Source organism: Actinomycetota bacterium, from assembly GCA_014360645.1.
Classification (GTDB): domain Bacteria; phylum Actinomycetota; class Geothermincolia; order Geothermincolales; family RBG-13-55-18; genus Solincola_B.
The window spans coordinates 135,360-158,477 of record JACIXD010000009.1 but is presented as its reverse complement, the minus strand read 5'-3'; the positions used below and the strand labels follow the sequence as shown (position 1 = coordinate 158,477).

The 23,118-nt window shown below is 61.2% G+C and carries 22 protein-coding genes; 9 read left to right on the top strand and 13 right to left on the bottom strand.

All coding sequences use genetic code 11. The features are described from left to right. Positions 1-322 precede the first annotated feature (322 nt). The 4 genes from H5T74_09710 to H5T74_09695 all read left to right on the top strand — a co-directional run bounded on the left by H5T74_09710 (position 323) and on the right by H5T74_09695 (position 5,605). Positions 323-664: a helix-turn-helix transcriptional regulator gene (locus H5T74_09710; GenBank protein MBC7230649.1), complete on the top strand. Its 342-nt coding sequence runs from the start codon at positions 323-325 to the stop codon at positions 662-664. Between the two features lie 81 nt (positions 665-745). Beyond that, positions 746-1,321, top strand: a complete 576-nt coding sequence (locus H5T74_09705) for a hypothetical protein (protein MBC7230648.1) — start codon at positions 746-748, stop codon at positions 1,319-1,321. Then, positions 1,321-3,792: a restriction endonuclease gene (locus H5T74_09700; protein ID MBC7230647.1), complete on the top strand. Its 2,472-nt coding sequence runs from the start codon at positions 1,321-1,323 to the stop codon at positions 3,790-3,792. The genes H5T74_09705 and H5T74_09700 overlap by 1 nt, the downstream gene beginning before the upstream one ends. Before the next feature lie 250 nt (positions 3,793-4,042). Next, entirely contained in the window at positions 4,043-5,605 is a 1,563-nt protein-coding gene (locus tag H5T74_09695) for a transposase (protein MBC7230646.1), read from the top strand. Between the two features lie 320 nt (positions 5,606-5,925). Here the strand turns inward: H5T74_09695 and H5T74_09690 are convergent, their stop codons facing one another. Next, entirely contained in the window at positions 5,926-6,321 is a 396-nt protein-coding gene (locus tag H5T74_09690) for a hypothetical protein (GenBank protein ID MBC7230645.1), read from the bottom strand. 21 nt (positions 6,322-6,342) lie between these two features. Here H5T74_09690 and H5T74_09685 point away from each other — a divergent pair, with 21 nt between their 5' ends. Then, on the top strand, positions 6,343-6,675 hold the full coding sequence (locus H5T74_09685; protein MBC7230644.1) for a hypothetical protein: 333 nt from the start codon (positions 6,343-6,345) through the stop codon (positions 6,673-6,675). A 144-nt stretch (positions 6,676-6,819) separates the two neighbouring features. Here the strand turns inward: H5T74_09685 and H5T74_09680 are convergent, their stop codons facing one another. The 5 genes from H5T74_09680 to H5T74_09660 all read right to left on the bottom strand — a co-directional run bounded on the left by H5T74_09680 (position 6,820) and on the right by H5T74_09660 (position 10,338). Next, positions 6,820-7,314, bottom strand: coding sequence for a C_GCAxxG_C_C family protein (locus H5T74_09680; GenBank protein ID MBC7230643.1), 495 nt, complete (start codon positions 7,312-7,314; stop codon positions 6,820-6,822). 3 nt (positions 7,315-7,317) lie between these two features. Continuing rightward, positions 7,318-7,857 carry a hypothetical protein gene (locus H5T74_09675; GenBank protein MBC7230642.1) on the bottom strand — a complete coding sequence of 180 codons (540 nt, stop codon included), beginning with the start codon at positions 7,855-7,857 and terminating at the stop codon, positions 7,318-7,320. Between the two features lie 131 nt (positions 7,858-7,988). Next, complete coding sequence (locus tag H5T74_09670) at positions 7,989-8,216, bottom strand: hypothetical protein (GenBank protein ID MBC7230641.1); 228 nt, start codon at positions 8,214-8,216, stop codon at positions 7,989-7,991. A 104-nt stretch (positions 8,217-8,320) separates the two neighbouring features. After that, entirely contained in the window at positions 8,321-8,590 is a 270-nt protein-coding gene (locus H5T74_09665; GenBank protein MBC7230640.1) for a 4Fe-4S binding protein, read from the bottom strand. 71 nt (positions 8,591-8,661) lie between these two features. Then, positions 8,662-10,338, bottom strand: a complete 1,677-nt coding sequence (locus H5T74_09660) for an NAD(P)/FAD-dependent oxidoreductase (GenBank protein ID MBC7230639.1) — start codon at positions 10,336-10,338, stop codon at positions 8,662-8,664. A 191-nt stretch (positions 10,339-10,529) separates the two neighbouring features. On the opposite strand from H5T74_09660, the gene H5T74_09655 reads away from it, so the two are divergent. Both H5T74_09655 and H5T74_09650 read left to right on the top strand, forming a co-directional pair. Then, complete coding sequence (locus H5T74_09655; protein ID MBC7230638.1) at positions 10,530-11,198, top strand: CapA family protein; 669 nt, start codon at positions 10,530-10,532, stop codon at positions 11,196-11,198. A 209-nt stretch (positions 11,199-11,407) separates the two neighbouring features. After that, a complete protein-coding gene (locus H5T74_09650) occupies positions 11,408-12,889 on the top strand; it encodes an alpha-L-fucosidase (GenBank protein MBC7230637.1) in 1,482 nt (493 codons plus the stop codon). Positions 12,890-13,057: 168 nt separating this feature from the next. Here the strand turns inward: H5T74_09650 and H5T74_09645 are convergent, their stop codons facing one another. Further along, positions 13,058-13,726: a cysteine hydrolase gene (locus H5T74_09645; protein MBC7230636.1), complete on the bottom strand. Its 669-nt coding sequence runs from the start codon at positions 13,724-13,726 to the stop codon at positions 13,058-13,060. Positions 13,727-13,885: 159 nt separating this feature from the next. Between H5T74_09645 and H5T74_09640 the strand changes: the two genes are divergently transcribed. Continuing rightward, positions 13,886-14,185, top strand: coding sequence for a hypothetical protein (locus H5T74_09640; protein ID MBC7230635.1), 300 nt, complete (start codon positions 13,886-13,888; stop codon positions 14,183-14,185). Here the strand turns inward: H5T74_09640 and H5T74_09635 are convergent. After that, entirely contained in the window at positions 14,182-15,267 is a 1,086-nt protein-coding gene (locus H5T74_09635; GenBank protein ID MBC7230634.1) for a hypothetical protein, read from the bottom strand. The two genes, H5T74_09640 and H5T74_09635, sit on opposite strands and share 4 nt — an antisense overlap. Before the next feature lie 718 nt (positions 15,268-15,985). Between H5T74_09635 and H5T74_09630 the strand changes: the two genes are divergently transcribed. Next, entirely contained in the window at positions 15,986-17,296 is a 1,311-nt protein-coding gene (locus H5T74_09630; protein ID MBC7230633.1) for an NAD(P)/FAD-dependent oxidoreductase, read from the top strand. Here H5T74_09630 and H5T74_09625 read toward each other — a convergent pair. The 5 genes from H5T74_09625 to H5T74_09605 all read right to left on the bottom strand — a co-directional run bounded on the left by H5T74_09625 (position 17,250) and on the right by H5T74_09605 (position 22,845). Beyond that, positions 17,250-18,443, bottom strand: a complete 1,194-nt coding sequence (locus H5T74_09625; protein MBC7230632.1) for a M28 family peptidase — start codon at positions 18,441-18,443, stop codon at positions 17,250-17,252. The two genes, H5T74_09630 and H5T74_09625, sit on opposite strands and share 47 nt — an antisense overlap. Further along, positions 18,440-19,306 (bottom strand): YihY/virulence factor BrkB family protein, encoded by an 867-nt coding sequence (locus H5T74_09620; GenBank protein MBC7230631.1) that lies wholly within the window; start codon positions 19,304-19,306, stop codon positions 18,440-18,442. The genes H5T74_09625 and H5T74_09620 overlap by 4 nt, the downstream gene beginning before the upstream one ends. Positions 19,307-19,331: 25 nt before the next feature. After that, entirely contained in the window at positions 19,332-20,843 is a 1,512-nt protein-coding gene (locus H5T74_09615) for a sodium:solute symporter family protein (protein MBC7230630.1), read from the bottom strand. Positions 20,844-20,933: 90 nt separating this feature from the next. Next, positions 20,934-22,232, bottom strand: a complete 1,299-nt coding sequence (locus H5T74_09610; protein ID MBC7230629.1) for a cobalamin B12-binding domain-containing protein — start codon at positions 22,230-22,232, stop codon at positions 20,934-20,936. After that, on the bottom strand, positions 22,195-22,845 hold the full coding sequence (locus tag H5T74_09605) for a hypothetical protein (GenBank protein ID MBC7230628.1): 651 nt from the start codon (positions 22,843-22,845) through the stop codon (positions 22,195-22,197). The genes H5T74_09610 and H5T74_09605 overlap by 38 nt, the downstream gene beginning before the upstream one ends. Positions 22,846-23,118 lie beyond the last annotated feature (273 nt).

Here is a 23,118-nt window from a genome sequence, read left to right as displayed (position 1 = left end):
TTCGGAGGTAAGACCTGCGACAACGGCCACTTCGTCTGCAAGGACTGCTACAGGGCCAGTGCAAATGTAAAATGCCGTCTGTGCGGAACGAGGCTGAAGTAAGCGATTATGCTCAGCGAATAGGCTTTGACTCTTGGTTGGCGACAGTCCGGTCTCGGGTCATGGGATGGTCTTCAGTCGAAGGGTGCGGTTATTGCCCGGTAGGCTAAGGTAGAGTTGGTAAGTTACCGGGATCGAAGATCGAAGAAACGACCCCTGGGTAAATCTTGAAGAAGGATTCACAAATGTCCACAAGTATTGTATGCTCTTTCTAGGAGGGCAAATGAAATCCTTTTCTGAACTTGTTTCTAAACAAAGGAAAGAGCTCGGGCTTTCGATGAGTTCTGTTTCAAGACTTCTTCAAGATAGAGAGGGCGTGAAAGCTTCTAAGTCTCTCATAAATGCGCTTGAGAAAGGAGACCGCACTCCCACATATGAGATTGCTCACTCTCTGTCCAAAGTGCTCGATATTGATTTAGAAGAGATACTGATTGCCGCATATCTTTCTAGAAAAGATCATTTTGTTAAGAGGGAAAGCGACTACATTGACGATTTAACTAACGCAAAGGACCTTACTGACATAGATGCCTATAGAATAGTAAACAAGGCACAGCAAAGACGCTGAGGCTGCTGTAAATCTGGTGCTGTTTACGCAAGGGAATATAGAGCTTATCGCAAGCGGGATTGTGTTATTTGGAGGTGGACGATGTCATACGATGTGGATGACGGGAAATCACTAATAGGCTTTCTTACTCTCTTATCAGCACCCGATGACGGAGGGTATCTAGGTGCGTTATTGGTCACCGACAAGGGCGGTATACCTGCAGAATTCAGGTGCACGTTACCCGTAAAGCCAAATGCCATTCAGAAACCCCTCTACGGAGAAAAGCTTGAGCCATATATCGGAGTTGAACTTTGTGGTCTTCCCCTGCTGCAATCAATTAGCAATACGCCAAGCCTCATCATTGTCAATAAAGAGTACCTTCTAAAAATAAGGGAGAATATCTCGTACCCATTGGTTTTCATAGGTAGGGCAGGTGAGGTGATCGAGGTAGAACAGGCAGATGGTTCAGGGAAAGGGCTTAGCAGATTTCGGGTTACCTGTAATACGGGCAGGTTCCAGCCCATTGTTTGTTCGCCACACCCTGATTTTGAGCAGGACCAGGAAATGTCGATGAATTTCATTGGAAGCGTCTTCTCACATCTCGATCTCTTAGAACCCTTTGAAAGGATAGAGAGAGCAATAGAAGTATTAAGGGAAAAGGAACAGCGTTTTCAATAATGGCCAGCAAATCCAGCACCTCCTTAAAGAATATACATCCCAGAATTCTTGATAAGGTGTTTCCTATCAAGAAGCCATTGATTAGCAAGATAGAGCAGTTCGACCTTGAGCGTGCCCGAGCAGAACATATAATAATCGATGCATTGCCGCAGCCTACAATTACCGACATCAGGTGTCTCGTTGAACCCCTAAAATACAAGGCTGAGGCCATTCCGTTTTTTAAAGTGCTTATGGCTTGTCCAAACGTCGATTGTGCACAAGTACTAGTCGGATATATCAGAATCGATCAATTGCCATATTCCCGAGATATCAAATGCCCATTCTGCGCCACCGAGTTCTCCCACTCCATGACGAAGGATGAGTTGATTCTAGATATTCTGAATGTCACACAAAAAATAGGGGCGGCTGAGATTGTATCAATACCTCTTCTGCATGATAAAGGGAGGCCAGTAGGCAAGGTTTATGAAACCCAAGATGGCGACAAGAAAGCCCGGATGACGCTAGTTGATAGCGATGAAATATGCATACATGAGATGAAAAAGAGATGGTGCAGTATTTGTAGAGAAGAAGAAAGAAGAGAGCTGAAAGAGGCTGCGTCACGCTTTGGTATCTTTGATTTCATACTCCCTTTGCTTCATCCACCTCTTGGGGTGGACTTTGATAACATACTCGCCTTTCCGACGGGTAAAGGTCTGTTCAACTTTCAAGTTGATGGGGTTAAATGGCTCACCGAACATGAACATGCTTTGCTGGGCGACGAAATGGGATTAGGCAAATCGATACAAGCCATTGTTGCCATTCGATGTCTCTTTCAAGTCAACAAGATATCAAAAGTACTCGTCCTCTCTCCGAAATCCGTTCTCACGGACTGGGAGAGAAAATTTTCAGATTGGGCTCCAGAGCTGCGTGTGCGAAAGATTGAAGGTCCACCGGAAAAGAGGCAGGTTGAATGGAGTCTGCCCTCACATGTTTACCTGTGTACATATGACACGCTCAGGCAAGACTTGTCGGGCTCTCTTGATGGAGAAGAAGAACGAGACAGGGCAGGGAAAATATTTGACCTTGCTATTTTGGATGAGATCCAAACCATCAAGAATCCTGAAGCGAATAGGACGAAAGCCGCAAGGATGATCAAGGCCCAAATGCGCTGGGGATTATCAGGTACTCCCTTGGAGAATCGGCTTAAGGAATTGATAGCAATATTTGCTTATCTCAAGCCGGGCCTATTGAAATATGAGGACGCGAAATGGCCTACAAGGGTCAAGAAAACCATCGAGCCATATTTCCTGAGAAGAAGAAAGGCAGATGTACTTCCCGAGTTACCCGCAAAGATATATGAGGATGTATGGCTTGATCTATTGCCTGCTCAAAGAGAAGCGTATGAAAGAGCAGAAAATGAAGGTGTTGTTAAATTGGACGAGATGGGAACATCTGCTACCGTTAAAGACGTCCTTGCATTAATAACTAAGCTAAAGCAAATCTGTAATATAGAAATAGAAACCAAAGAAAGCTGCAAACTTGAATACCTGAGTGAAAGATTAGAGGAAATTACCGAGCAGGGAGATAAGGCCATAGTATTCTCGCAGTACCCAGAGAAGAGCCTGGTGCATATTAACGAAAAACTGGGCCGATTCAATCCACTAATGTTTACGGGAGCACTATCTAATAGACAGAGAGATGATGTTCTCTACGGATTTAAGCACGAGGATAGTAAAGTGCTGCTAGCTTCTGTAAAAGCTGGTGGCGTTGGGGTGACGATAACTGAAGCCAACTATGTGTTTCATTTCGACCTATGGTGGAACCCTTCGACTGCGATACAGGCTGAGGATAGGGCTCACAGGATAGGGCAAAAAAAGACTGTCTTCGTGACGAAGCTATTTACCGCTGGTACCATTGAAGAGAGAATAGAGAATCTATTGAAGAAAAAGAGCAGATTATTCAACGAAGTTATCGATGATCTAAGCGAGACTAAACTGGAGAAGGTATTAACGGAAGAAGAGCTATTCAGCCTCTTTGGTCTTGAGAAGGCGAAGGCCGCAAGAAGAGAAGAAACTGAGATCGATGCAAAGCTTAGCAAGGAGCTTGAAGGGCTTAGCCCTAGGGAATTCGAGGAACTTGTTGCACATCTCTTTGAGAAGATGAAATTCACGGTTGACTTGACTCCGGCTTCAAAAGACAAAGGTGTAGATGTCTACGCTAAACGACAGACAGATGTTGGCTGGGATTACCTTGCGATTCAGTGCAAGCACTATCCAGGACGATCTGTTGGAGATAGATATGTCAGAGAGCTACTCGGGGTGAAACAATCTCTTGCCAATATAACCAAAGTAATCTTGGTCACTTCAGGATATTTTTCTAGAGAATCATGGGATCTTGCCAGAGGCCGCAACGATCTTCTCCTAATCGATGGAACGGGTTTGAAGGAAAGACTCAGAGCCTACGACATTGGCTTGCAGAGAAAGAATGGATAACTAGCTCGTGCGAGAAGGTAGCTTGTCGCTGCTCCTCTATAATATGAGATAGGATTTTTATATACCTATAACAGGAATTTTAGCTCATCTTCTACAGTTGGCCCCCGATTTTGACCATTTCCAAACATAAAAGCCCAGGCAGACGGATTCCGGCTTACGAAACGCGCTCAAATGTAGCGCCACGATAGGGGGAAGAAGTTTGGCTAATAAGCATAATAACGGGGCGATAGCGTGGTCTCTTGGTAGTGATATGTTTATCCGAGAGAAGACCGTCCAGGGCCGCACCTACCTGCAGGTGGTGGAGAACTACCGCGAGGGGGCCAAATTACGCCAGAGGGTGATCGCCACCCTGGGCAGAAAGGAAGAGCTTTCCGCATCCGGCCAGATAGAGGGGGTATTGAAATCCCTCTCCCGCTTCAGCGACAGAGTCAGGGTGACGGAGGATTTCCGGGAGGGGAAGCTCGAGGCGAAGAAGGCCGTGAAGATAGGCCCCGACCTCGTCTGCGCAAGGCTGTGGTCGGAGCTGGGCTGCGACGCCGCAATAGCCAAGCTGCTTTCCGGGCGCAAGTACGCGTTCTCCGTGGAGCGGGCCGTCTACGCCGCGGTCCTGGCCCGCCTCTTCTTCCCCGGATCGGACAGGTTTGCCGAGAGGCAGGCCAGAGACTTCCGCATCTCCGAGGCGGAGGGAATCTCCCTGCACCACCTCTACCGCGCCATGGCCTGGCCGGGGGAGAACCGGGAGGGCATGGAGGAGGAACTCTTCTTCCGCAACCGCGACCTTTTCTGCTCCCTCTCCGTGGTCTTCTTCTGTACCACCTCCCTCTGCTTCGAGGGCCGGGGCGGAGAGGCCCTGGGGCAGAGGGGATATCCCAAGGACCGGCGGCCGGATGAGAACCGGATGGTGGTGGGGGTGGTCATGGACGGGGCGGAGAGGCCGATATCCTGTCCCATGTGGCCCGGAAACACCGCCGACGCCGCCACTATTCTCCCCGTGGCCGCCGCCTTGCGGGAGCGCTTCGGGGTATCCGATATCTGTATCGTTGCCGACCGCGGCATGGTGGGGGCGCAGAACGCTAAAAAGCTCACCGATATGGGCTTCCCCTACATCCTGGGGGCGGGTATGCGCCTGGAGAAGCGGGCCATGGCCGAGGCCCTCTCCCGGGCGGGAAGGTACAGGGAGGTATCGGGTAACCTCAAGGTGAAAGAGGTCGCCCACGAGGGAAAGAGATACGTGGTGTGCGTGAATCCCTCCGAGGCCGTGCACGACCGCGCCGCCAGGGAGGCCATCGTATCCGACCTCCAGGAAAAGCTGAAGAGGGGAGCGTCATCGCTCATCGGCAACTCCGGCTACCGACGCTATCTCCAGCTGGGGCAAAAGCCGGAGATAGACTGGGAGCGGGTGAAGACGGAGGAGTGCTACGACGGCCGCTGGGTACTCACGACAACAGCAGATCTCTCCGCCGAGGAAGTAGCCCTCAAGTACAAAGAGCTGTGGCGAGTGGAGAGGGTCTTCCGGGAGGCCAAGGACACGCTTGCCACCCGGCCCATCTACCACAAGTACGATTCAACCATCTCCGGCCACGTCTTCTGCTCCTTTCTGGCTCTTCTCATCATGCACGAGCTGAAGAGACGGGTGGACTTCCCCTGCGAGTGGAGGCAACTGAAGCAGGACCTGGAGGCCGTCTACGAGATAGAGGTGGCCGACGGCGGGAAGAGATGGCTGCTGAGAAGCCCCCTCGAGGGAGTAGCTGGCAAGGTCTTCAAGGCCGCGGGCGTGGCCGTACCGCCATCGGCGAGGATGGCGCAACTGTAGTGCCAAGCCCCGTTTTTCATGCTGAAAAACGCCCCTTTACCTGGTATTCTAAAAATGCAACTGTAGAAGATGAGTTTAGGGATAAAAAAGCCTCCCAGGTTCTTCGAGATATCGTCGTAGGCACTACACGTTTCTCTTGCATATTCATTCTTGCTGCTCAATGCCCTTTTCAGAAAAGCTTTTGCCTTCGAACTGCGGAATTCGGGTGTCACCGGGTCACGATATATTGCCGTTGACATGAGAGCTGGCGCAGGGTAATTTGATAAGTGGATCGGGGTGTCCCCGGTCGGCAAAAGGTCTTCGAAAGAAGACTTTTTGTTTTATGGGAAGATTTTGAGTCCCCAGCCGTCGATGTTCCCCCTCTTGTCGCAGTATATTTTCTTCTCGATGATCTTAAATGGGATATAGGGTTCCAGGGGGTTCAATACATGCCTAGCAAGCGGGTATGCACATAGGTCGGCAAGCTGCAAGCCGTTTACATTATCTAGTTTAGTGCGGAATTGAAAATCGGCTATTCTTGAAAAGAAACGTTCAGATGAAACGTAGTGCGTTCCCCGGTCAATTATGGAATTGTAATGGGATATCAACATCCCATCTTCTTTCCTGCCGCGCTTCTCGGCTACTATCTCTACCCTGGACTCCCTGTCCATAAGATCCAGGCAGAATATCAATCTCTCGAGGATAAAGGACAGCGATAGAGCATAAGGATCCTTCAAGCCCTCGAGGCCAGGGTTACTATGCACCCTGAGCTGGACAGAGGAAATTTCAACTCCGCTGCCTCAAATGCGGTCAAGCGCGCCTTCAATGCTTGCAACGCTTTGACCGTAGCCGTATCGGGAGAGATATCCTCAGGGAAGAAGCATGAAGACGCCGCCTTCTTACTAGTGGAGAGGGTAAAAGGCAAGGACGTTAAGGAGGCGGAACTGATATTCAGGCGTATAGTCAGCAAGAAGACGGATATAAATTATGACGTCAAGTTGGCGAGAAGCAGCGACGCCGAGAGCCTGGTAAGATGCGCGGATGAGCTTCTCGGGTGGATAGAGAGCAGGATGCCTTCGGAATACAGATAGCCATTCTCCATGACCATGATGTGGTCACTAAGCCGGATCTATACCAGTGATGGTGGAGACAGGCAACAATACCAAGATATCGATAAAACCCCGTGTCCGCCTGAGGCGTTGCCGCCGATTCGCGGGTGTCCCCAAGGCCTCTTCCTATTGCCGGGCCTCCAGGATCATCCTCCCCGCCGCGCGCGCGGCCCAGCCCACGGGCTTGCGGCATCGCTCGGAGGCGCCGGCGGCCGCGAACGCCTCCATGTCCCTGGGGTCGGTGAGGTCGAAACGGCGTCCGAAGAGGCGCATGTGGATGTCCGAGCACATGCAGCTGCCGAACTCCTCCGCGAAGTGGCGGCAGAGGCGGTGCGCGGCCCGCTGGGTGAGCATGAAAGCCTCGTATTCATCCGGCTTCTCGCGCCCGAAGGCCAGGCCCAGCGCCATGATCGCTCCCAGCACCGCGCCGCAGGTCTCGCCCCGCAATGCGACGCCAGGCATGGCCGTGGCCGCCTTGAGGACCTCGGCGTTGCCCAGGCCGAACTCCTCCTGCAGGGCGCGCAGGGTCCCCTGCGCGCAGCTCCCGTAGGCCTGCATGTGATCCCCCGCCTTCTGCGCCAGGCGGTCCAGGAACTCCTCCGTCGACTTGTCCTCCCCCATCGCCTATTCCTCCAGCTCCACGCGGAAGCGGCAGACGGGGTCGCCCTTGGTGAGCAGCTTCGAGAACCCCTCGGTCTTGAACCTGGGGTTGAGTTCCTCTAGCATGCCCTTGAGCGACGCCCCCAGCATCACCTCGCAGAGGTCGGGCTCCCGCGACCAGATGCGGGCTACCGGGCAGGTCTTGAGCTCTTTCTCGAAGGCCTGCGGGGTGTGTTCGACATAACCATCCCAAAAATTGGCAAAGGTATCGTCGATCTTGTCCTGCAGCCTGGGCAGCCCCATGCAGTCGGCGAAGTCCTCCGGCCGGGTCCCCGAGAGCGCCATCCACATGGCGGCGCCCTTCTTGCCGTCCTGGTAGTATTTCTCTTTCAACCTCTCCACGAAGGCCTCGCCGCCCACTTCCTTGCCGATGCGGTAGAGGGTGACCACCTGCCGGGCCAGGGCCTCGGTCCAGTTGCGGTAGCGTTTCCCCATCTCCTCCTCGCTGACGGGGTAGTCCTCGTATGCCGGCACGTCCGCCATCTTCACCACCTTCTTTCTCATCCGGGCCGTCCGCCGTTCCCTGCCGCCATGACGTCGCGGCGTGTATTCACCTCACAGTTTACAGGCTCCGCTTCAGGTTCATAACCTCGGCCGCCGGCTGGCCCGGCGGTATCCCGGCAGGCGCGGGCCGGTCAGGAAACGGAGAGCGGGTCGAAGCGGCCCTCCTCCCAGTTGCGGTAGTAGCGGCGGAACATCTCCGCCCATTCCGCGACCACGGCGGGGCGCTCCTTGAGGGCGGCGAGGGAGGCCTTGAGCACCGGCCCTCCCATGTTGCGGTAGCGGAAGGCGCCGATGCCCCAGTGGTCGCGCACCTTTCTCCTGAACTCCCCCATGTCCCTGCTCGCGAGCAGGTCGCGCATGTTCCACCTCCGCCGGTCGGAAATAGTTTGGATGATGAAGGGATGGGCGCGCGCGGCGCTCCCGCGGGCAATGAGGACAAGGGCACGGATCGCCCACCATGGCCCTACCCCCAGTCGGTGCGGAACCCCGTTCCCCCCGGCGGCCAGGAGAAGGCGATGGCGTCCTCGGGGCAGACGTACCAGCAGGAGGCGCACTCCATGCACCTGTCCAGGTCACGGATGCGCGCCTTCTTTCCCGAGATCTCGTAGCAGTCAGCCAGGCATACCTTGACGCAGTTGGCGCAACCGCTGCACCGCTCCTCGATGACCCGGATGAACTGGCCCGCGCCCTCCACCCATTCCACGCCCGGGAACTCCTCGTAGGTCCTGGTCATCTCAGCGACCTCCTTTCCGCGTCGGAGCGAAAGACTGCGAGAGGCTAAAAAGCGCAAGCGACACTCCCATCTCAACCGCCTCCCTTCCGCGGCGCCGCGAACACGGCCGGGTCGGCCCGGCCCACGAAATCGATCATCCTGTCGCTCAGGGGAGCCAGCGCTGGTTCCACTTTCTTCCATCCCCGCATCAGGGCCTCGATGCCCGGGAGCAGAACTTTCATGGCGGGGTTGGCGAAACGCGCAACTGGCTCGAGCAGGCCCGCCGCGGCCTTCACCAGGGGAGCGCCGAGGGCGAGGGCGGAATCCATGAGCTTAAAACCCGCCCGCAGCACCGCCTGGGCGACCCTGGGCTCGCGCGAGTGATCGCGCGCCGGCTCGCCTCTGCCCCCACTGTAGTCGTACCTCTCGTAGAGCCAGTTGTAGTAGTAGCGCGGGAACATGCGCAGCCAGGAGGTGATGATCATGGGGTCCTCCCGTATCGCCTGGAGGATCATCTTCACCAGCGCCGAGCTCATGAAGGCGAATCCCCCCAGCCCCCAGCCGTCGTGCACGTAGCGGCGCAGCTCCTCCAGGCTGTGATGCTCCTGCGCGAAGCGGAGGTTGTAGCGGTGGGGGGCGGTGATAGACCACTGGATGATGGGATGGGCGCGGACGCGCTGGTCGTAGCGGGAGAGGAAAGAGGCGGAGACGTCCCCCGCCCGCAGCGCCTCGATGGCCACGTCGGCGGCGATGTCCGCCGAGAACCAGGCCGCCGGAACGCCGTCGCAGAGCTCGGTGCTCTCCAGCCCCGCGGCGTCGCCGATGAGGATGATGCCGTCGGCGTGGTTGGGCATGGCGCGCAGCCTCTCGTTCAGGCCCACGAAGATCTCGAAGTTCTCGAACACCCTCGCCCGCAGCCTCGCCCGGGGCGCGATCTCCTCTCTCCACCACGGCAGGCCGGAGGTGAGGTTGCGGTGGTATTCCTCGAAGAGCTTGCGCAGGTTGGGCACCTTCCCGTCGTCCATGGCCAGGCATTGGTCCTGGCAGAAGTGGACGCTCTCGCGGTAGGGCCACACCATGAGCCCGTTTCCGTGCCCCAGGGGCGGCGCGATCCTCTGCTCGTCCCAACCCCAGCAGAAGCGCAGGGTGTACCCGAACACCTCGTCCACGTCCTCCTTGGCCATCTCGTAATCGTAGACGTCGGCGAGGGAGATCACCTCCGGCGGGTATTTCTCGCGGATACCCGCCCCCACCGCCAGCAGGCCCTGGGAGCCCTCTCCGTCGATGACCAGCCGCGCCCGTATCTCCTCTCCTTTGTCCGTTTTCACCCCCACCACGCGCCCGTCTTCCTTCAGCAGCTCGACGACGGTGGTGGAGGTGCGCAGCTCCACCCCGGACTCCACCGCCTTCTCCGCCTCCCACTGGCAGAAGGGCCGGCAGTAGGCGTTGTAGCCGAAGGCGAGGATGGGGGAAAGGGGACGCGGGATGCGCAGGGAATCGTCGATCTCGATGTCGCCCGCCTCGATATCCTTGATGATGTAGTTGATGATGCCGTCCACCGGCCTCTCGATGGGCGGGTTGCCGTCCCGGATGAAGGCCGGCCCGAAGAGGAAGCCGTAGAAGGGTATGGTGAGGCCGGAGATGACCTTTTCGCCCACCCGGGCGGATCTCTCCAGCATGAGGGTCCTGAACCCCGCCTCGGCGCATTTCTTGGCCGCCACCGGCCCGCCGAACCCGGCGCCGATCACCACCACGTCGTATTCCTTCATGGCCACCTCCCGTCGCGGTCATCCGGGGCTCTCGAGGCGCTGCACATGGATGCGAGTGACGGTACCTTGGCGATGAGTTGCTGTGCTGCCGGTCGGCTCACGCGATCGCGAGACCCCCTCACCTCGTCCGGCTATGCCGGGACGCACCTCCGATGTATCGTATTCTACAGGTCCACCGCGTTCCGGTATAGATTGGTCTGCTCCGCCGGGCTCTTCTGCCCTGGACGTCCGCCGCCGGCCTCCTTGACCGCTCCGCGGGGCGGCGGCCGCGATTCCGGCCAGGCATACGCCCCGAGGTTCGTGGAGACGGGGGCCGAAGGTTCGCCTTCCTCGCCTACAACGCCATCTCCGGCAGCATCAACGCGGGGGAGGGAAGGCCGGGCGTGGCCTGGTTCGACATGCAGCCCTACGCCCCCGACGACCCCCGGGACATGGCGGCGATGAAGGAGGCCGTGGCGCGGGCCAAGGCAGAGGCGGACTTCGTCGTGGTGGGATTTCGCTGGAGCGTGGAGTACACGCAGCAACCATCTTCTTCCATGCGCGCCGCTGCCCATACGGCATGCGATGCAGGGGCGGAAATGGTCATCGGCAGTCATCCCCACATCATCCAGCCGTACGAGTACTACAACGGGAGCCTCATCGCCTACACCCTAGGCAACTTCGTCTTCGACCAGATGTGGGCGAAATACACCCGCGAGGGGTTCTTCCTCCGCTGCCGCCTGAAGGGTGACCTGCTCACGCAGGTGGAGCTGGTCCCCTACAGGATCTGCGATTGCTGCCAGCCCAACGTGCTGGAGGGAGAGTCGGGACAGTACCTGTTGGACAGGTTATTGGGCATTTCCGGCATCGCGGCGGAATGAAAGGCGAGGCTGTCGCTCGATCTCATGTCTGATGTCAGTCCTGGAGATCGATGGTATGATCGATAAAGGCGGTGGGGAGCCGGGGGGCTCTGTGGTGTCCCACGCGCCGGGCAGGAGAGGGAAAAACCCGCACGATCATGCCGCCGCGGAGCGATTCGCCCGCGGGCATGGGAGGGGGAATGCGGGGGATGAGCAAGGGGGGATACAGGATGCGCAGGAGAACCAGTTGGGTGCTGCTGTTGTTCGTTCCGGCTCTCGTACTGCTGCCCCTTCCGGGCTGTACCTTGGACGATTATGTGTTGGTGAACTCCCACCAGGTGCCGGAGTGGTTCCAGGACGCCAAGTTCGGCGTGCTCGTCCACTACGGGCCTTACAACGTGCCCGGCTGGGCGCCTCTCGAGGAACCCGGCGATTTCTTCCAACCAGATTTCTTCAAGCACCATCCCTACGCGGAGTGGTACTGGAACTCCATGAAGATAGAGGGAAGCCCCACGCAGCAGTACCACCGGGAGACCTACGGGGAGGGTTTTTCCTACTACGATTTCGGCCCTCTTTTTAATGACGATGCGAGGGAGGCGGACCTCGAGGAATGGGCCGACATATTCCAGGATGCCGGGGTCAAGTACGTGGTCCTCACCGGCAAGCACCATGACGGCTACTGCCTGTGGCCCACCGAGCACGAGAACCCCCTGCGGCCCGGCTGGCACTGTGAGCGGGATGTGGTGGGGGACCTCTGCGCGGCGGTGAGGGCCCGAGGCATGAGGATGGGGCTCTATTATTCGCCGGGGTTGGACTGGACCTTCACGGAGGACCGCGCCATAACCGGCGTGCTCGACCTCATGTCCCACATCCCCCAGACCCCGGAGTTCACCCGCTATGTGGAGGATCACCTGCGCGAGCTCATCGAGCGCTACCGCCCCGACGTGCTCTGGGGAGATATCGGCATACCGAGCGCCCTCGACCGCTGGGCCCTGTGGGCGGATTATTACCGTGTCGTGCCCGACGGCGCCATCAACGACAGGTGGATGCAGAACCCCTTGGAGCAGCTCTACAGCATGTCCATCTGGGACGGGTCGGACGAGGTGCCGCCTTTCGTGCACTTCGACTTCTTCACCCCCGAGTACCGGGTCATGGACGGGATCAGAAAGCTCAAGTGGGAGACCTGCAGGGGCATCGGATGGTCTTTCGCCTACAACCGGCAGGAGGAAGAGAACACCGGTCATCTGCTCTCCGCCGAGGAACTGGTGGAATCACTGGTCGACGTGGTGAGCAAGAACGGCAACCTGCTTCTGGGCATAGGCCCCAGGAGCGACGGGACCATCCCTGAGACGCAGCTCGAGGTGCTGCGGGGCATGGGGGACTGGCTGCGCGTCAACGGAGACGCCATATACGGCACCCGTCCCTGGGTGAGGGCGGAGGGAAGCGCGGATGGCGGCGCGGTGAGGGTCCGCTTCACGCAGCGGGGAGATGCTGGCAGCCTCTTCGCGGTACTCCTGGACCGGCCCGCGGGAAGAAAGGTCACTCTGCAGGGACTGAAGGCGGGGGTGAGCACCACGGTGCGCCTGTTGGGGAACGACAGGCCCCTGAGCTGGAGGCAGCGGGGAAGCGACCTTGTCATCACCCTGCCCCAGGGCATGCCCGAGGCAGCGGCCTACACCCTGGAATTGTCGCCCATACCCGCAACCTCATAGCTCATTCCGTACCGGACCGAAGGGGTGCCTGGCCCTCTCGAGACAGGCCCCGCCCGGGTCCTTTCGGGAAGGGGAGAGCCGGCCCTCGCCGCCGCTCATTTTCATGGGAAGGCCTGTATGGGTGATGTTCGCCTTCCCAGGTGAGGAAGCGGGAGGGCGGGCCCGGGCTCAGGCCGTGCCCAGAAACGCCTTGAGTCCCTCCACGCTCATCAGCTGCACGCCCTTATTCTGCATGGCCCGCAGTCCCGCTTCTTCCGTCTGAGTGCATGCCTCGGGCACGAGTCCCACCCGGAGGTCGTTGTCCGTCGCCCCCAGCTGGGTGGCGAGCACGCAGTTGGGGAAGGTGATGCCCGCGATGACCACGCTGTCGATATCCCTTGCGTCCAGGAAGTCCTTGAGGGGGGTACGGTGGAAGGCGCCGAAGCGGGGCTTGTACATGATGAACTCGCGCGGGCTCAGCTCCTGCATGCGCCCCTCCAGCAGCGCGGGGAAGTCCAGCTCCGCTCCTGTGGGGTTGAGGGCGGAGACCAGCTGCGATCCCCAGGAGCCCGCCACCACCGCTCGCGTCTCGCCCCGCTCGAACTGCCACCTGCGACAGAGGTCGACGTTGCTCGCGTCCTCCAGGTAGAGGCGCACCACGTGGATGATGAGGCGCTCCGCGCGGCGGAAGGTTTCCACCACCTCCACGAGGTTGGGCATGACGCGTTCAAGGTCCGGCATGGGCTTCACCCCGCCCGGGTCTCCCCAGTCGTTCTGGGCGTCGATGACCAGAAGGGCGCAGCGTTCGGGATGCAGCCGGGTATAGGGCGTCTCCAGGTTGTGAAAGGATGCGCTCATGCGAAGACCTCCTCGCGATCCGAGGAGCCGGCATGCCGGCCCCGCAGTCGTCACGTCACATGACCACAATATAATAATTGAACATGTGGTTCGGACATGAGGACATGACCGTTATCGCACAGGAGGCCGCATGTGTTGAGAAGGATCATTTTCGCTGGTTTGACCCTGACGCTCTGCGCAGCGACCTTCACCGCCGCTTCATGCCGGCGTGACAAGGGGAGCCCCGCAGAGACGGAAGGAGACCGGGATATATCCGCGTCGCTCGACTATGCGGGGGTCGAGCGCACCTACCTGCTGCACCTCTCACCCGCTTACGACGGGAAAGAGGCGCTTCCCCTACTCTTCGCCTTCCACGGTGGAGGCGGCGACGGCGCGGGCATGGAGAAGCTGACCCACCTCAGCGACATCGCCGGCGCGCGTGGCTTCCTCGTAGCCTATCCCGACGGGCTGTTCCGTTAACTTGGCCTTACGGTGAAGACGACGGTGAAGGGATCGGGTTTATCCCATTCCACCTCCGATTCCACGCCCTCCACCGCCTCGTATATGGCCGCCATGTGGCCGGCGAGCAGGTGGTCGTTGTAGGGGTTCTCCACCGTGACCTCGAGGCGCCCGCCTTCCATGCGCAGGGATACCGGGTTTCCCTGGCCGAAGAGAGGAAGGGAGGCCATGATCCTCTCGTAGATGGCGCGGCTGCCGCCCGGCGACATCCTGTCCTCCCGGGTTATCAGCTTAAGATCGTCGAGGTGGCGGTGGGTCGCCTCCTTCTGCGCCGCGATGATCAGGGGATAGATATCCTCCCCGAGCTCTTTTTCTAGTTCGCGGAATACGGTGGTGGGCGTAAAGCCGTCGAGGAAAGCCATGCGCACGTCGCGGCGAGTGTCCACGATGATCCCCTCGTCCTCCCGCCAGCGCAGGAATGACAGCTGCGCCGGGACGCCGCAGATGCGGCAGCGTGGGAAGGAGAGGTCGCCGGGCTTCAGGGGCGGCATGCGCACCGCCAGGCGCTCCGAGATCTCCGGTTTTTCCCGCGAGACGGTGATGATGATGACGTCCTCGCCGTCGATCTCGGCCCAGGTGTGCTCGAAGGGCATACGCTCCAGGCTCTCGAAGGCGCCGAGGACTATGGCCGCCATGAGCTCGCGGTTGTAGGGGTTGCGGATGACCGCCTCTCCGCCCTGGCCCGGACGGTAGCGCAACGCCCTGGCGTAAGACTGGCCGGTCACCACGGCCACGGTGCAGAAGACCCGCACCACTGCCCTCCGGTTGGGACCGAGCCGGGCCAGGGAGAAGGGAAAGCGGTTGAGCACGCCGTCGATGACCTCCTTGGCCGCGTTTCTCTGCGCCTCGAAGACGAGGTGGGAGATGGAGATGCCCATCTTGTCCTCGATGCGGGCGAAAAGGGTGTTGAAGAGATCGGCCTCCATGAGCACGGCGCGCAGGTCGGGCATCATGCGCTCGGTGATGGTGCCGTTGGCGTTCCATCTGATGATGCGGGAGAACATGAAGGGAAACCCGCACCTGGGGCACTTCATGATGGGCAAGGTGATCTTCCCTCCCTGTTCCTGTCCCCCTGCCGTCCTCCCCGCATGCCCGTTGGCGTGATCGGCGGCCGTGCCGGGCGGGTCGCAGCAGCGGCGACATGCCTGCACCGCTATTACTTGTCGGCAAAGGGCGGAAAAGCGTTTAGCGCCGGCCGACCCCGATAGCGGCGCCAAGGCCAGGAGGCGGGTCCGGGCGCCTTCGCCCTGCGCGAGGCGGTGTTCGAACGGCGGGTGTCCCCCAAGCGGAGTCGGATCCTCCTGTCCCGAGAAGCGCCTGCTGAAAGCGGCCGTGCGGGAACCGTCCCCCGGCGGGCGCAGGTGCCGCTCCCGCAGAGGCCACAGTGCTCGTGGCCCCGTCCGTGGCACACGGCCTTTTGCCCCCGGCATCTTCTGCCGAAAAGAACAGGGGGCGGGGAACGTCGCTTGCTCCGGCCGTAGGGGGTTGGGGTCGGAGGACATGGAGGCCGGAGCGGAAAGGCGGAGAAGGGATGATAACAGTCCGGAGCGGGGATTGAAGCGGGGACGGCGCGAAAGTAGAATCTTCAAGGCGCCGGGCACCGAAGAGGCCGGGGGCAGCCGGGCCGCGGGCCGCCGGCATAGGGCCGCCGCGCATGAGGCGCGGCGGTAACCCGGGGCGGCACGGGCGGGGAAATACACGGATGAGCCGCTCGCCGGAGTCGGGAACCCCGCCGGGCTTGAGTAGAAGGCGGCGTGAAACATGGACACCAAGCGCTACAGGGTCATCATCGTGGGCGGCGGGCCGTCGGGATCAATGACCGCCCTCTGGCTGCTGCGCCTACGCCCGGAGCTGGCGGGGGAGATCCTCCTGCTGGAGGCCCGGGAGTTTCCCAGGGAAAAGGTCTGCGGCGGCGGCGTGAGCGGGAGGGTCACCGACGCCCTGGAGGAGCTCGGCGTGTCGCTTGAGGCGCTGCCCAGGGTGCCGGTGGAAAGGTTTTCCGTCTATTTCGAGAAGGAGGTGTGCCATCCCGCCTTCGGGAACGGCAGGTGCTTCGTGACCAGGAGAAGCGCCTTCGACGACCTGCTCCTGGATGCGGCCCGCCGGAGGGGGGCGGAGGTGCGCACCCGCGTGCACGCGAAGGGCGCCTATCGCGAGCGCCGCGGGGTGGTGGTCCTGGACGGGGCGGGCTCTACCCACCGCGCGGAGGTGCTGGTGGGGGCGGACGGCGTCAACGGGAGCAGCAGGCACTGGTTCGGTCTTCCCCACCGGGGACGCAAGAGCCTGCTCCTCCAGGCGGATTTCCCGCGCGACCCGGACTCCCCGGCACTGCGAGATTGCTTGATGATGGATTTCAGCGTGCCCAAATACGGCATGCCCGGTTACGTATGGTTCTTTCCCTCCCTGGACGAGCGCGGGGAGCCGGTGGTCAACGCGGGCATCTCGGGAGGGACCTTCGGCAGGGGAGGATATACGCGCCTGAGGGAAGCCTTTTACGCCGTCCTGCGGCATCACCCTGAGATCGCCGCCATGGTCCCGGAGGGCCTGCGTTTCAGGCCTTATCCCGAGCGGGAATACACTCCTTTCCAGCGCGTGGCCCTGGAACGCGTGCTCTTCGTGGGCGAGCAGGTGGGGGTGGACCCTTTCACCGGCGAGGGGCTGGCGATATGCGCGGACTCCGCGCGGGCGGCGGCGCAGGAGATAGCGGCGGCGCTGGACGGCGGCGACTTCTCCTTCCGGGGCTATGCGCGCCGGCTCGTCGCCGCGCCCTTCTTCCCCCTATATTTCGTGGGCAAGACCTACTGCCTGCAGAACAACCGCCTGCAGCCGAGCTTCTTCTTCAACATGGCCACCATGCGCAAGCCGCGGGGAGAGGCGAACGTGGTCGATCACTACGCCGCCGTCTTCTCGGGGCGCGAGGAGGGCCGGGTGTTCTACTCGGCGGGGTTCTGGGCCATGGCCCTGCGCGACATGGCCGCCACCCTGCCGGGATGGGTGCGGGAGGTGGGAGGGCCCGCCGCGCTGCTCAGGAGTCTATGCGGCGCAGCATTTCCAGCACCAGGCGCAGGCTGACCTCCAGGGACTCGGGCCGCACATATTCTATGGTGTCGTGGCGGGTGTGGTAGTTGGGGACCAGTCGGCTGGAGTCCTGGCAGCATATGGAAACCGAGGCGATGCCCTCGCGCGCGAAGGCGCTGCCGTCGGTCGCCCCCACCGCCATCACCGTGTTCTTGATGGGGCATCCGCAGGACGCGGCGGCCTCCTCGGCCAGGCCCACCAGGTAGGGATCCATCTTCGCCCCGCACCACAGCTCTTTCCTGAAGACGGTGAGGTGTTTCTCGTCGTAGATGCCGTCGAGGAAGACCGCGTAGGTGGGGGTGCGCGCGAACTCCTTCTTGTGGCGGGCGGCGTAGCGCTTGGCACCCCTGAGGCCCGCCTCCTCCGAGGACAGCGCGAGCAGGATGACCTCGGTGTGCTCGGGGTAGAAGGCATCACTCCCCCCCGCCGAAGCGAAGTGCCTTGCCAGGCCGGCCAGCACGGCGATGCCCGCCATGTCGTCCATGGCCCCCGGGACCACGTCCCCGGTATGGAAGAAGGCGAAGACCGCGACCAGAGGGGAGAGGGCGATGCATGCGATGCCCAATGCCGAAAAGACCGCGTTGTCAGGCACGCCGCGGGAGTCGGCGATGGTGCGCGCCAGGCTGGCTCCCAGCAGGAGCAGGGGGGCCAGGAAGGCCAGGGCCATGGCGGGCACCGCCAGCCCCTTGAGCCAGTACCAGACCTTGAACTCGTAGGCGGAGTCGAGGTGGGCGGAGACGATGACCCTCTTCCTGGCCTCGCCGCGCGGTTTCACGAAACCGGCCACGTTCTGACCCTTGCGCTTGGGGAAGAAAGGGTCTATGAGCTCGCGGTAGCGGATGACCTCGAAGAAGAGCACCCCCAGGCCGATAGCGGAGAGGATAAGCGATAATGGGGGCAGGACATAGTACAGCGCTACCCCCGCCAGGTAGAGCAGCACCAGGTAGGGGAAGAATCCCAGGAAGGCCTTGGGTGCGCAGGTGAACTCCTCCACCTCCACGCGCTCGCAGGCCGGCCCTATCTCCTCCGCGAACAGGCGCCCCAGCCGCCTCTCGGCCTCGCTGCAGGATTCCCGCGGCCCTATCTCCCTCATCACGCGGTCCACCAGCCCGTGCATGTAAGAGACAAGACCTTCCATCATCCTCCTCTCCTCTCATGCTGCTCATGTCCCTTTGCCAGGAAACGGTTGAGCGCGGCTCCCAGGAAGATTATATATCCGGCGTAGTAGATGATGATGATGGTCAGCACCACCCCTGCGAAGGAGCCGTAGACGGCCGTGAAGTCTCCCAGGTTGGAGTAGTACCAGGTGAGCAGCAGCTGCACGGGGTTCACCAGCAGGGCGGTGAAGAGCGCCCCCTTCCACGCCCTGCCCCAGCCCAGCTTCAACTCCACCCCATAGGAGTAGATGAAGAGCAAGGCGGCGAAGATGATGAGCGTGGAGAGGACAAAGGAGAAGAGGCCCGCGAAGAGGTTGAGCCAGCCCTGCCACCTGCCGGCGAGGAGGAAGGCGGCATGGAGCCCGAAGCCCAGCAGGCCCGTAACCGCTACAAAGGCGAGGATAGCGAGACTTTTCGCCTTGCGCCGGATAAAACGCGGGACCTCCACCCCCCACATGCCGCATAGCCATACCTGCAGCGAGTCGGCCACCCTGGTGCCCGTGAAGAGCAGGCCGAGGGCGCCGCCCGCGCTCAGGATCCCCCTCATGTCTATGGAGGCCCGGAGGGCGTCGGAGACGGTGTCCGTCAGGCCGGGGGTGTTTTCGGAGATATAGGAGAGGATGCGCTCCAGGAGCTCCGGTCGGTCCTTGAGCACGAAACCGAGCACCGCTCCCGAGAAGAAGAGCAGCGCTAGGAGGGAGAGGAAACAGAAGAAGGCGAAGGCCGCCGCTGCCTGGGGGCCGTTGTATCGCCTGAACTCTCCCCACGCCCCGGCCGCTGCCCGCTTCACGGCCTCCAGGGCCGCGTGCAAGGACTTCCTCGTGTTTACCATGTCATTGTTTTCCATGCCGCCGCGGCTCCGTCCTTCCCCCTCACGGCCGCCGAGCTCCTCTGTCCTCGCCGAAGGCGAGCTCCAGGGCTTCGCGGGACGGCCTGCGGGTGAAGGAGGATACCGCGGGAAGCACCGCCAGGGGCACGAGCATGGATACGGCTCCCGCGAAGGGGACCCAAGGTGTGCTCAGGGAGAAGGGCTGACCCACGCTGCCGGCCCACCACGCCGAAAGCCCCATGGAGAGGCCCAGGGAACAGGCCATGCCCGCGAGCATGGCCGCCCATGCGCCCGCGCGAGTGGCCTTTCTCCAGAACAGTCCGTAGATATAGGGGGCGATGAAGGCGCCGGTCACCGTCCCCCAGGATATGGCCATCATGTTGACGATGAAGGTCCAGGGCTTGAGGGCGATGAGCAAAGAGACCGCCACGAAAAGCGCGCAGAGCGCTCTCATGAGCATAGTGCTCCGCTTTTCACCCAGCCTCTGTTCCCCTCCCGCAAGGTCGATGGCCACGGCTGAGCTGGACACCAGCACCAGGGAGGACAGTGTGGACATGGAGGCGGAGAGGATGAGGAGCAGGATCATGATGGTAAGCGCGGCGGGCAGGAAATCGTTGATGAGCACGGGCATGAGGTTGTCGGCCCCGATCTCCCTGACCTTCTCGGCGGAGAAGAAGACGCGCGTGAAGGCGCCAGAGAAATAGGCGCCGAAGGTGCAGATGAGGGCGAACGCGGTGGAGACCACCGCCGCCTTCCTTATCACCGGCTCCCCCTTGACGGAGTAAAATTTCTGTATCATCTGCGGGAGGCCCAGGGGACCGAGGGAGGTCAATACCACCAGGCTGAGCAGGCCCAGCCAGGCGGGAGGGCCGTTGGGAGGCTGCGGCACCTGCGTTCCACGCACCGCGTCGAAGGCCCCCGCCATTCCAGCGCCGCTGACCTGCCCCGCCTTTGAGAGCACGAAAGCGACCAGCAGAGCCGAGCCCGCCAGCATTATGGAGCCCTGCACGAAGTCGGTGAGGGTCACCGCGAAGTAGCCCCCCGTGACCAGGTAGATCCCAGTCAGCGCGGCCATGGCGATCAGGGCCTGGTTGTAGTCGATGCCCAGGACGTTCTCGAAAAGGTAGGACAGCCCCATGTAAACGGAGGCGGCGTACGGAAGGAGAAAGAGGAAGATCACCGCGGCCGAAAAGCGCTTGAGAGCGGCGCTCTCGTAGCGCGCCTGCAGGAATTCCGGCATGGTGAGGGCGTTCATGCGCACGCTCATGCGCCGGGTGCGGCGCGCGAGCAGAACCCAGGCCAGCAGGGTGCCCACCAGCACGTTCCCCGCCACGATCCAGAGGGTGCCGAACCCATATGACCATCCCAACTTGCCGGCGTATCCGACGAAGAGGACGGCGGAGAAATAGGTGGTCCCGTAGGCGAAGGCGGATATCCAGGGCCCTATACTCCTGCCGCCGAGAAAGAAGTCCGAGGTGGATCTGGTGCGGCGCGCGCCGTGCACGGCGATGTAGAGGAGGATGGCCACGTAGGTGACGACGACGGCTATCTTCAGGGCTTCCATGTCTCTTGCTTCGTCTGCTGCTTCGTCTCTGTGCTGCGACAGGCCGATTATAACACACGCTCACCGAACGGTCTCGAGGGGTCAGAGGCTCCAGCCCTCGTGGGCGGCGCACTCCTCCTTCATGTAGTCGTAGAGCCAGGGCTCCACGTCGGGGGAGAGGTAGAAGGCGGGGAAGAGCAGGTTCTGCCGGGGCTCGACGACTCCCTCGCGCAGGGCGATGTCGTGCAGCTCGCACCCGGGATATATGCGTATCCCCACGGTCACGGAGAGCATGTCCGGCTCCAGCTCGTGCATGAGCTCGACGCTCTCCCTGATCGTGCGCTCGTTCTCGCCCGGTCCGCCCAGCAGAAGGAAGCAGTTGACGCGGAAGCCGAGCCGCTTGGCCTCACTAACCGCGGACACCACCTCCTTTTTCGTGAACCCTTTGCGCAGGGAGGCCAGGATATCCTCGGAGCCGCTCTCGTTGCCGATGCTCAAGCCCACGCATCCCGCCTCGCGCATCAGCCGCATGGTATCGAGGTCGCAGTAGAGGGGGTTGAGGTTGGCGTACCACCTGATGGCGGGCCTTCGGGAAGCGATCTCGGCGCAGAGCTCGCGCGTGTAGTCGCGTGGATGGTTGAAGAGCGAATCCACGAAGGCCGCGAACCCCAGGCCGTGTTCGTCCTGAAGGGAGAGGAGCTCGTCGGCGACGCTGCCGGCATCGCGCACGCGTACCGCGCGCCCTTCGACGGTGGGGGAGGTGCAGTAGATACAGCGCATATGGCACCCGCGGCGGGATTGCAGGTTGACCACGAAAGGCGGGTCGCTTCCCGGTTGGAAGCGGTAACGCCGCACCTCGAGGAGCTCGCGTTCCGGGGGCGGGAAGAGCCCGGGCCAGGCGTGGGGACCCGGCGGGTTGACGCGCGCCACCCCGTCCCTGCGCAGGGCCAATCCGGGCAGGTCCTCTATGGGGAGGCCGGCCTCCAGGCGGCGGAGGAGCTCCGTGAAGGACCTCTCTCCCTCGCCCACGATGCCCATCTCCAAGCCCAGGTATTCCAGGCACTCCAGGGGGAAGATGGTGAACCCCGCGCCGCCCAGGATGATGGGGGCCGCGCTCACCGAGGCAGCGGCGTCGGCTATCTCCTTGACCCCCGGGAGGTAGAATTCACTCCGGTGGGCGTCCTGGTTGTCGATGTTGCGCACCGACAGCCCGATGCAGTCGGGCTGGAAGGAGCGCACGCGCTCGATGGTATCCTCCACGGGGTCCCGGGAGAACATCAGGTCCAGGCAGGAGACCTCGTGTCCCGCCTGCCGTGACGCGGAGGCGATGCAGGCCACCCCCAGCGGGAAGGGCACCAGGTTCTCACGGCACCGGTTCTCGCTGATGAGCAGGACCCTCATGCGGCGCCTTTCTCCGGATGCGCTTGCGTATTTCGAGCTGGGCGCGGTAAAGGAAGCCGACCGCCGCCAGCCCGGCATATATGTAGAGTACCACGTCCAGGAATGCGGTGGCCTTGAGGTCGGTGCCTACCTGGAAGGCATGCACCAGCGCCACCGTGAACACGGCGTAATTGAGGCGGTGGACGGTCCGCCACCACTTTTTCATGTATCTCCTGAGCAGTATGGCGACGGTGGTGACGGTGAAGGCGTAAAGCGTCACCGGCCCCAGTTTCTGGAAGCCGGGCCATAGGCCGTAGGTTATGACCAGCACCATGTGGGCAACGGCCATGGCAAAGCCGGCCAGGCCGGTGTTGTTGTGCAGCCGGAAGAGCAGCCCGGGCTTAAAGACCTTCGCCAGGAGTGGGCGCAGGGAGCCGGTGATGACGTTCAGGAAGAGGACCGTGATGGCGTAGAGCCCCAGCAGGCGCAGCGTGGTCCAGGTGAAGGACACCCTGCCCGTCCCCGACAGAGCCACCGCGAGGGGCGGCACCGTCAGGGTAGCGGCGGCCGCTAAGACGAGCATGGACTGTGCCGCCATGCGCGGTTTTCCCTTGAGCGCGTTCACGGTAACCACCTCCTTGGACGACGGGCCTCCGCTTTACTCGACCCCCCTCTTTCTTCCGGGCCTCCGCGCATCGAAGGCACCGCCTTGATTATTCCCGCAGTCCACGGCGAGTATCGTGGGTCCCGGGGAAATGTCCCCCGACTTCACCGCCGGCCTGCTCCGCCCCGACCCTGTCTCCGCGGATCGACCGATCGGGCGGGCATGCCGCGCTGGTGCCGCGCCATGTCCGCCGTTTTCGGGAACGGGAAGTCCTTATCGGCCGCGGACCACCGCATCTCTACC

Coding starts and splice junctions, on each gene's coding strand:
- H5T74_09630 (MBC7230633.1), top strand. CDS start 15,986: ATGGACACCAAGCGCTACAGGGTCATCATCGTGGGCGGCGGGCCGTCG.
- H5T74_09620 (MBC7230631.1), bottom strand. CDS start 19,306: ATGGAAAACAATGACATGGTAAACACGAGGAAGTCCTTGCACGCGGCC.
- H5T74_09645 (MBC7230636.1), bottom strand. CDS start 13,726: ATGAGCGCATCCTTTCACAACCTGGAGACGCCCTATACCCGGCTGCAT.
- H5T74_09650 (MBC7230637.1), top strand. CDS start 11,408: ATGCGCAGGAGAACCAGTTGGGTGCTGCTGTTGTTCGTTCCGGCTCTC.
- H5T74_09700 (MBC7230647.1), top strand. CDS start 1,321: ATGGCCAGCAAATCCAGCACCTCCTTAAAGAATATACATCCCAGAATT.
- H5T74_09685 (MBC7230644.1), top strand. CDS start 6,343: ATGCACCCTGAGCTGGACAGAGGAAATTTCAACTCCGCTGCCTCAAAT.
- H5T74_09675 (MBC7230642.1), bottom strand. CDS start 7,857: ATGAGAAAGAAGGTGGTGAAGATGGCGGACGTGCCGGCATACGAGGAC.
- H5T74_09680 (MBC7230643.1), bottom strand. CDS start 7,314: ATGGGGGAGGACAAGTCGACGGAGGAGTTCCTGGACCGCCTGGCGCAG.
- H5T74_09710 (MBC7230649.1), top strand. CDS start 323: ATGAAATCCTTTTCTGAACTTGTTTCTAAACAAAGGAAAGAGCTCGGG.
- H5T74_09670 (MBC7230641.1), bottom strand. CDS start 8,216: ATGCGCGACCTGCTCGCGAGCAGGGACATGGGGGAGTTCAGGAGAAAG.
- H5T74_09610 (MBC7230629.1), bottom strand. CDS start 22,232: ATGAGGGTCCTGCTCATCAGCGAGAACCGGTGCCGTGAGAACCTGGTG.
- H5T74_09705 (MBC7230648.1), top strand. CDS start 746: ATGTCATACGATGTGGATGACGGGAAATCACTAATAGGCTTTCTTACT.
- H5T74_09660 (MBC7230639.1), bottom strand. CDS start 10,338: ATGAAGGAATACGACGTGGTGGTGATCGGCGCCGGGTTCGGCGGGCCG.
- H5T74_09665 (MBC7230640.1), bottom strand. CDS start 8,590: ATGACCAGGACCTACGAGGAGTTCCCGGGCGTGGAATGGGTGGAGGGC.
- H5T74_09695 (MBC7230646.1), top strand. CDS start 4,043: ATGTTTATCCGAGAGAAGACCGTCCAGGGCCGCACCTACCTGCAGGTG.
- H5T74_09625 (MBC7230632.1), bottom strand. CDS start 18,443: ATGATGGAAGGTCTTGTCTCTTACATGCACGGGCTGGTGGACCGCGTG.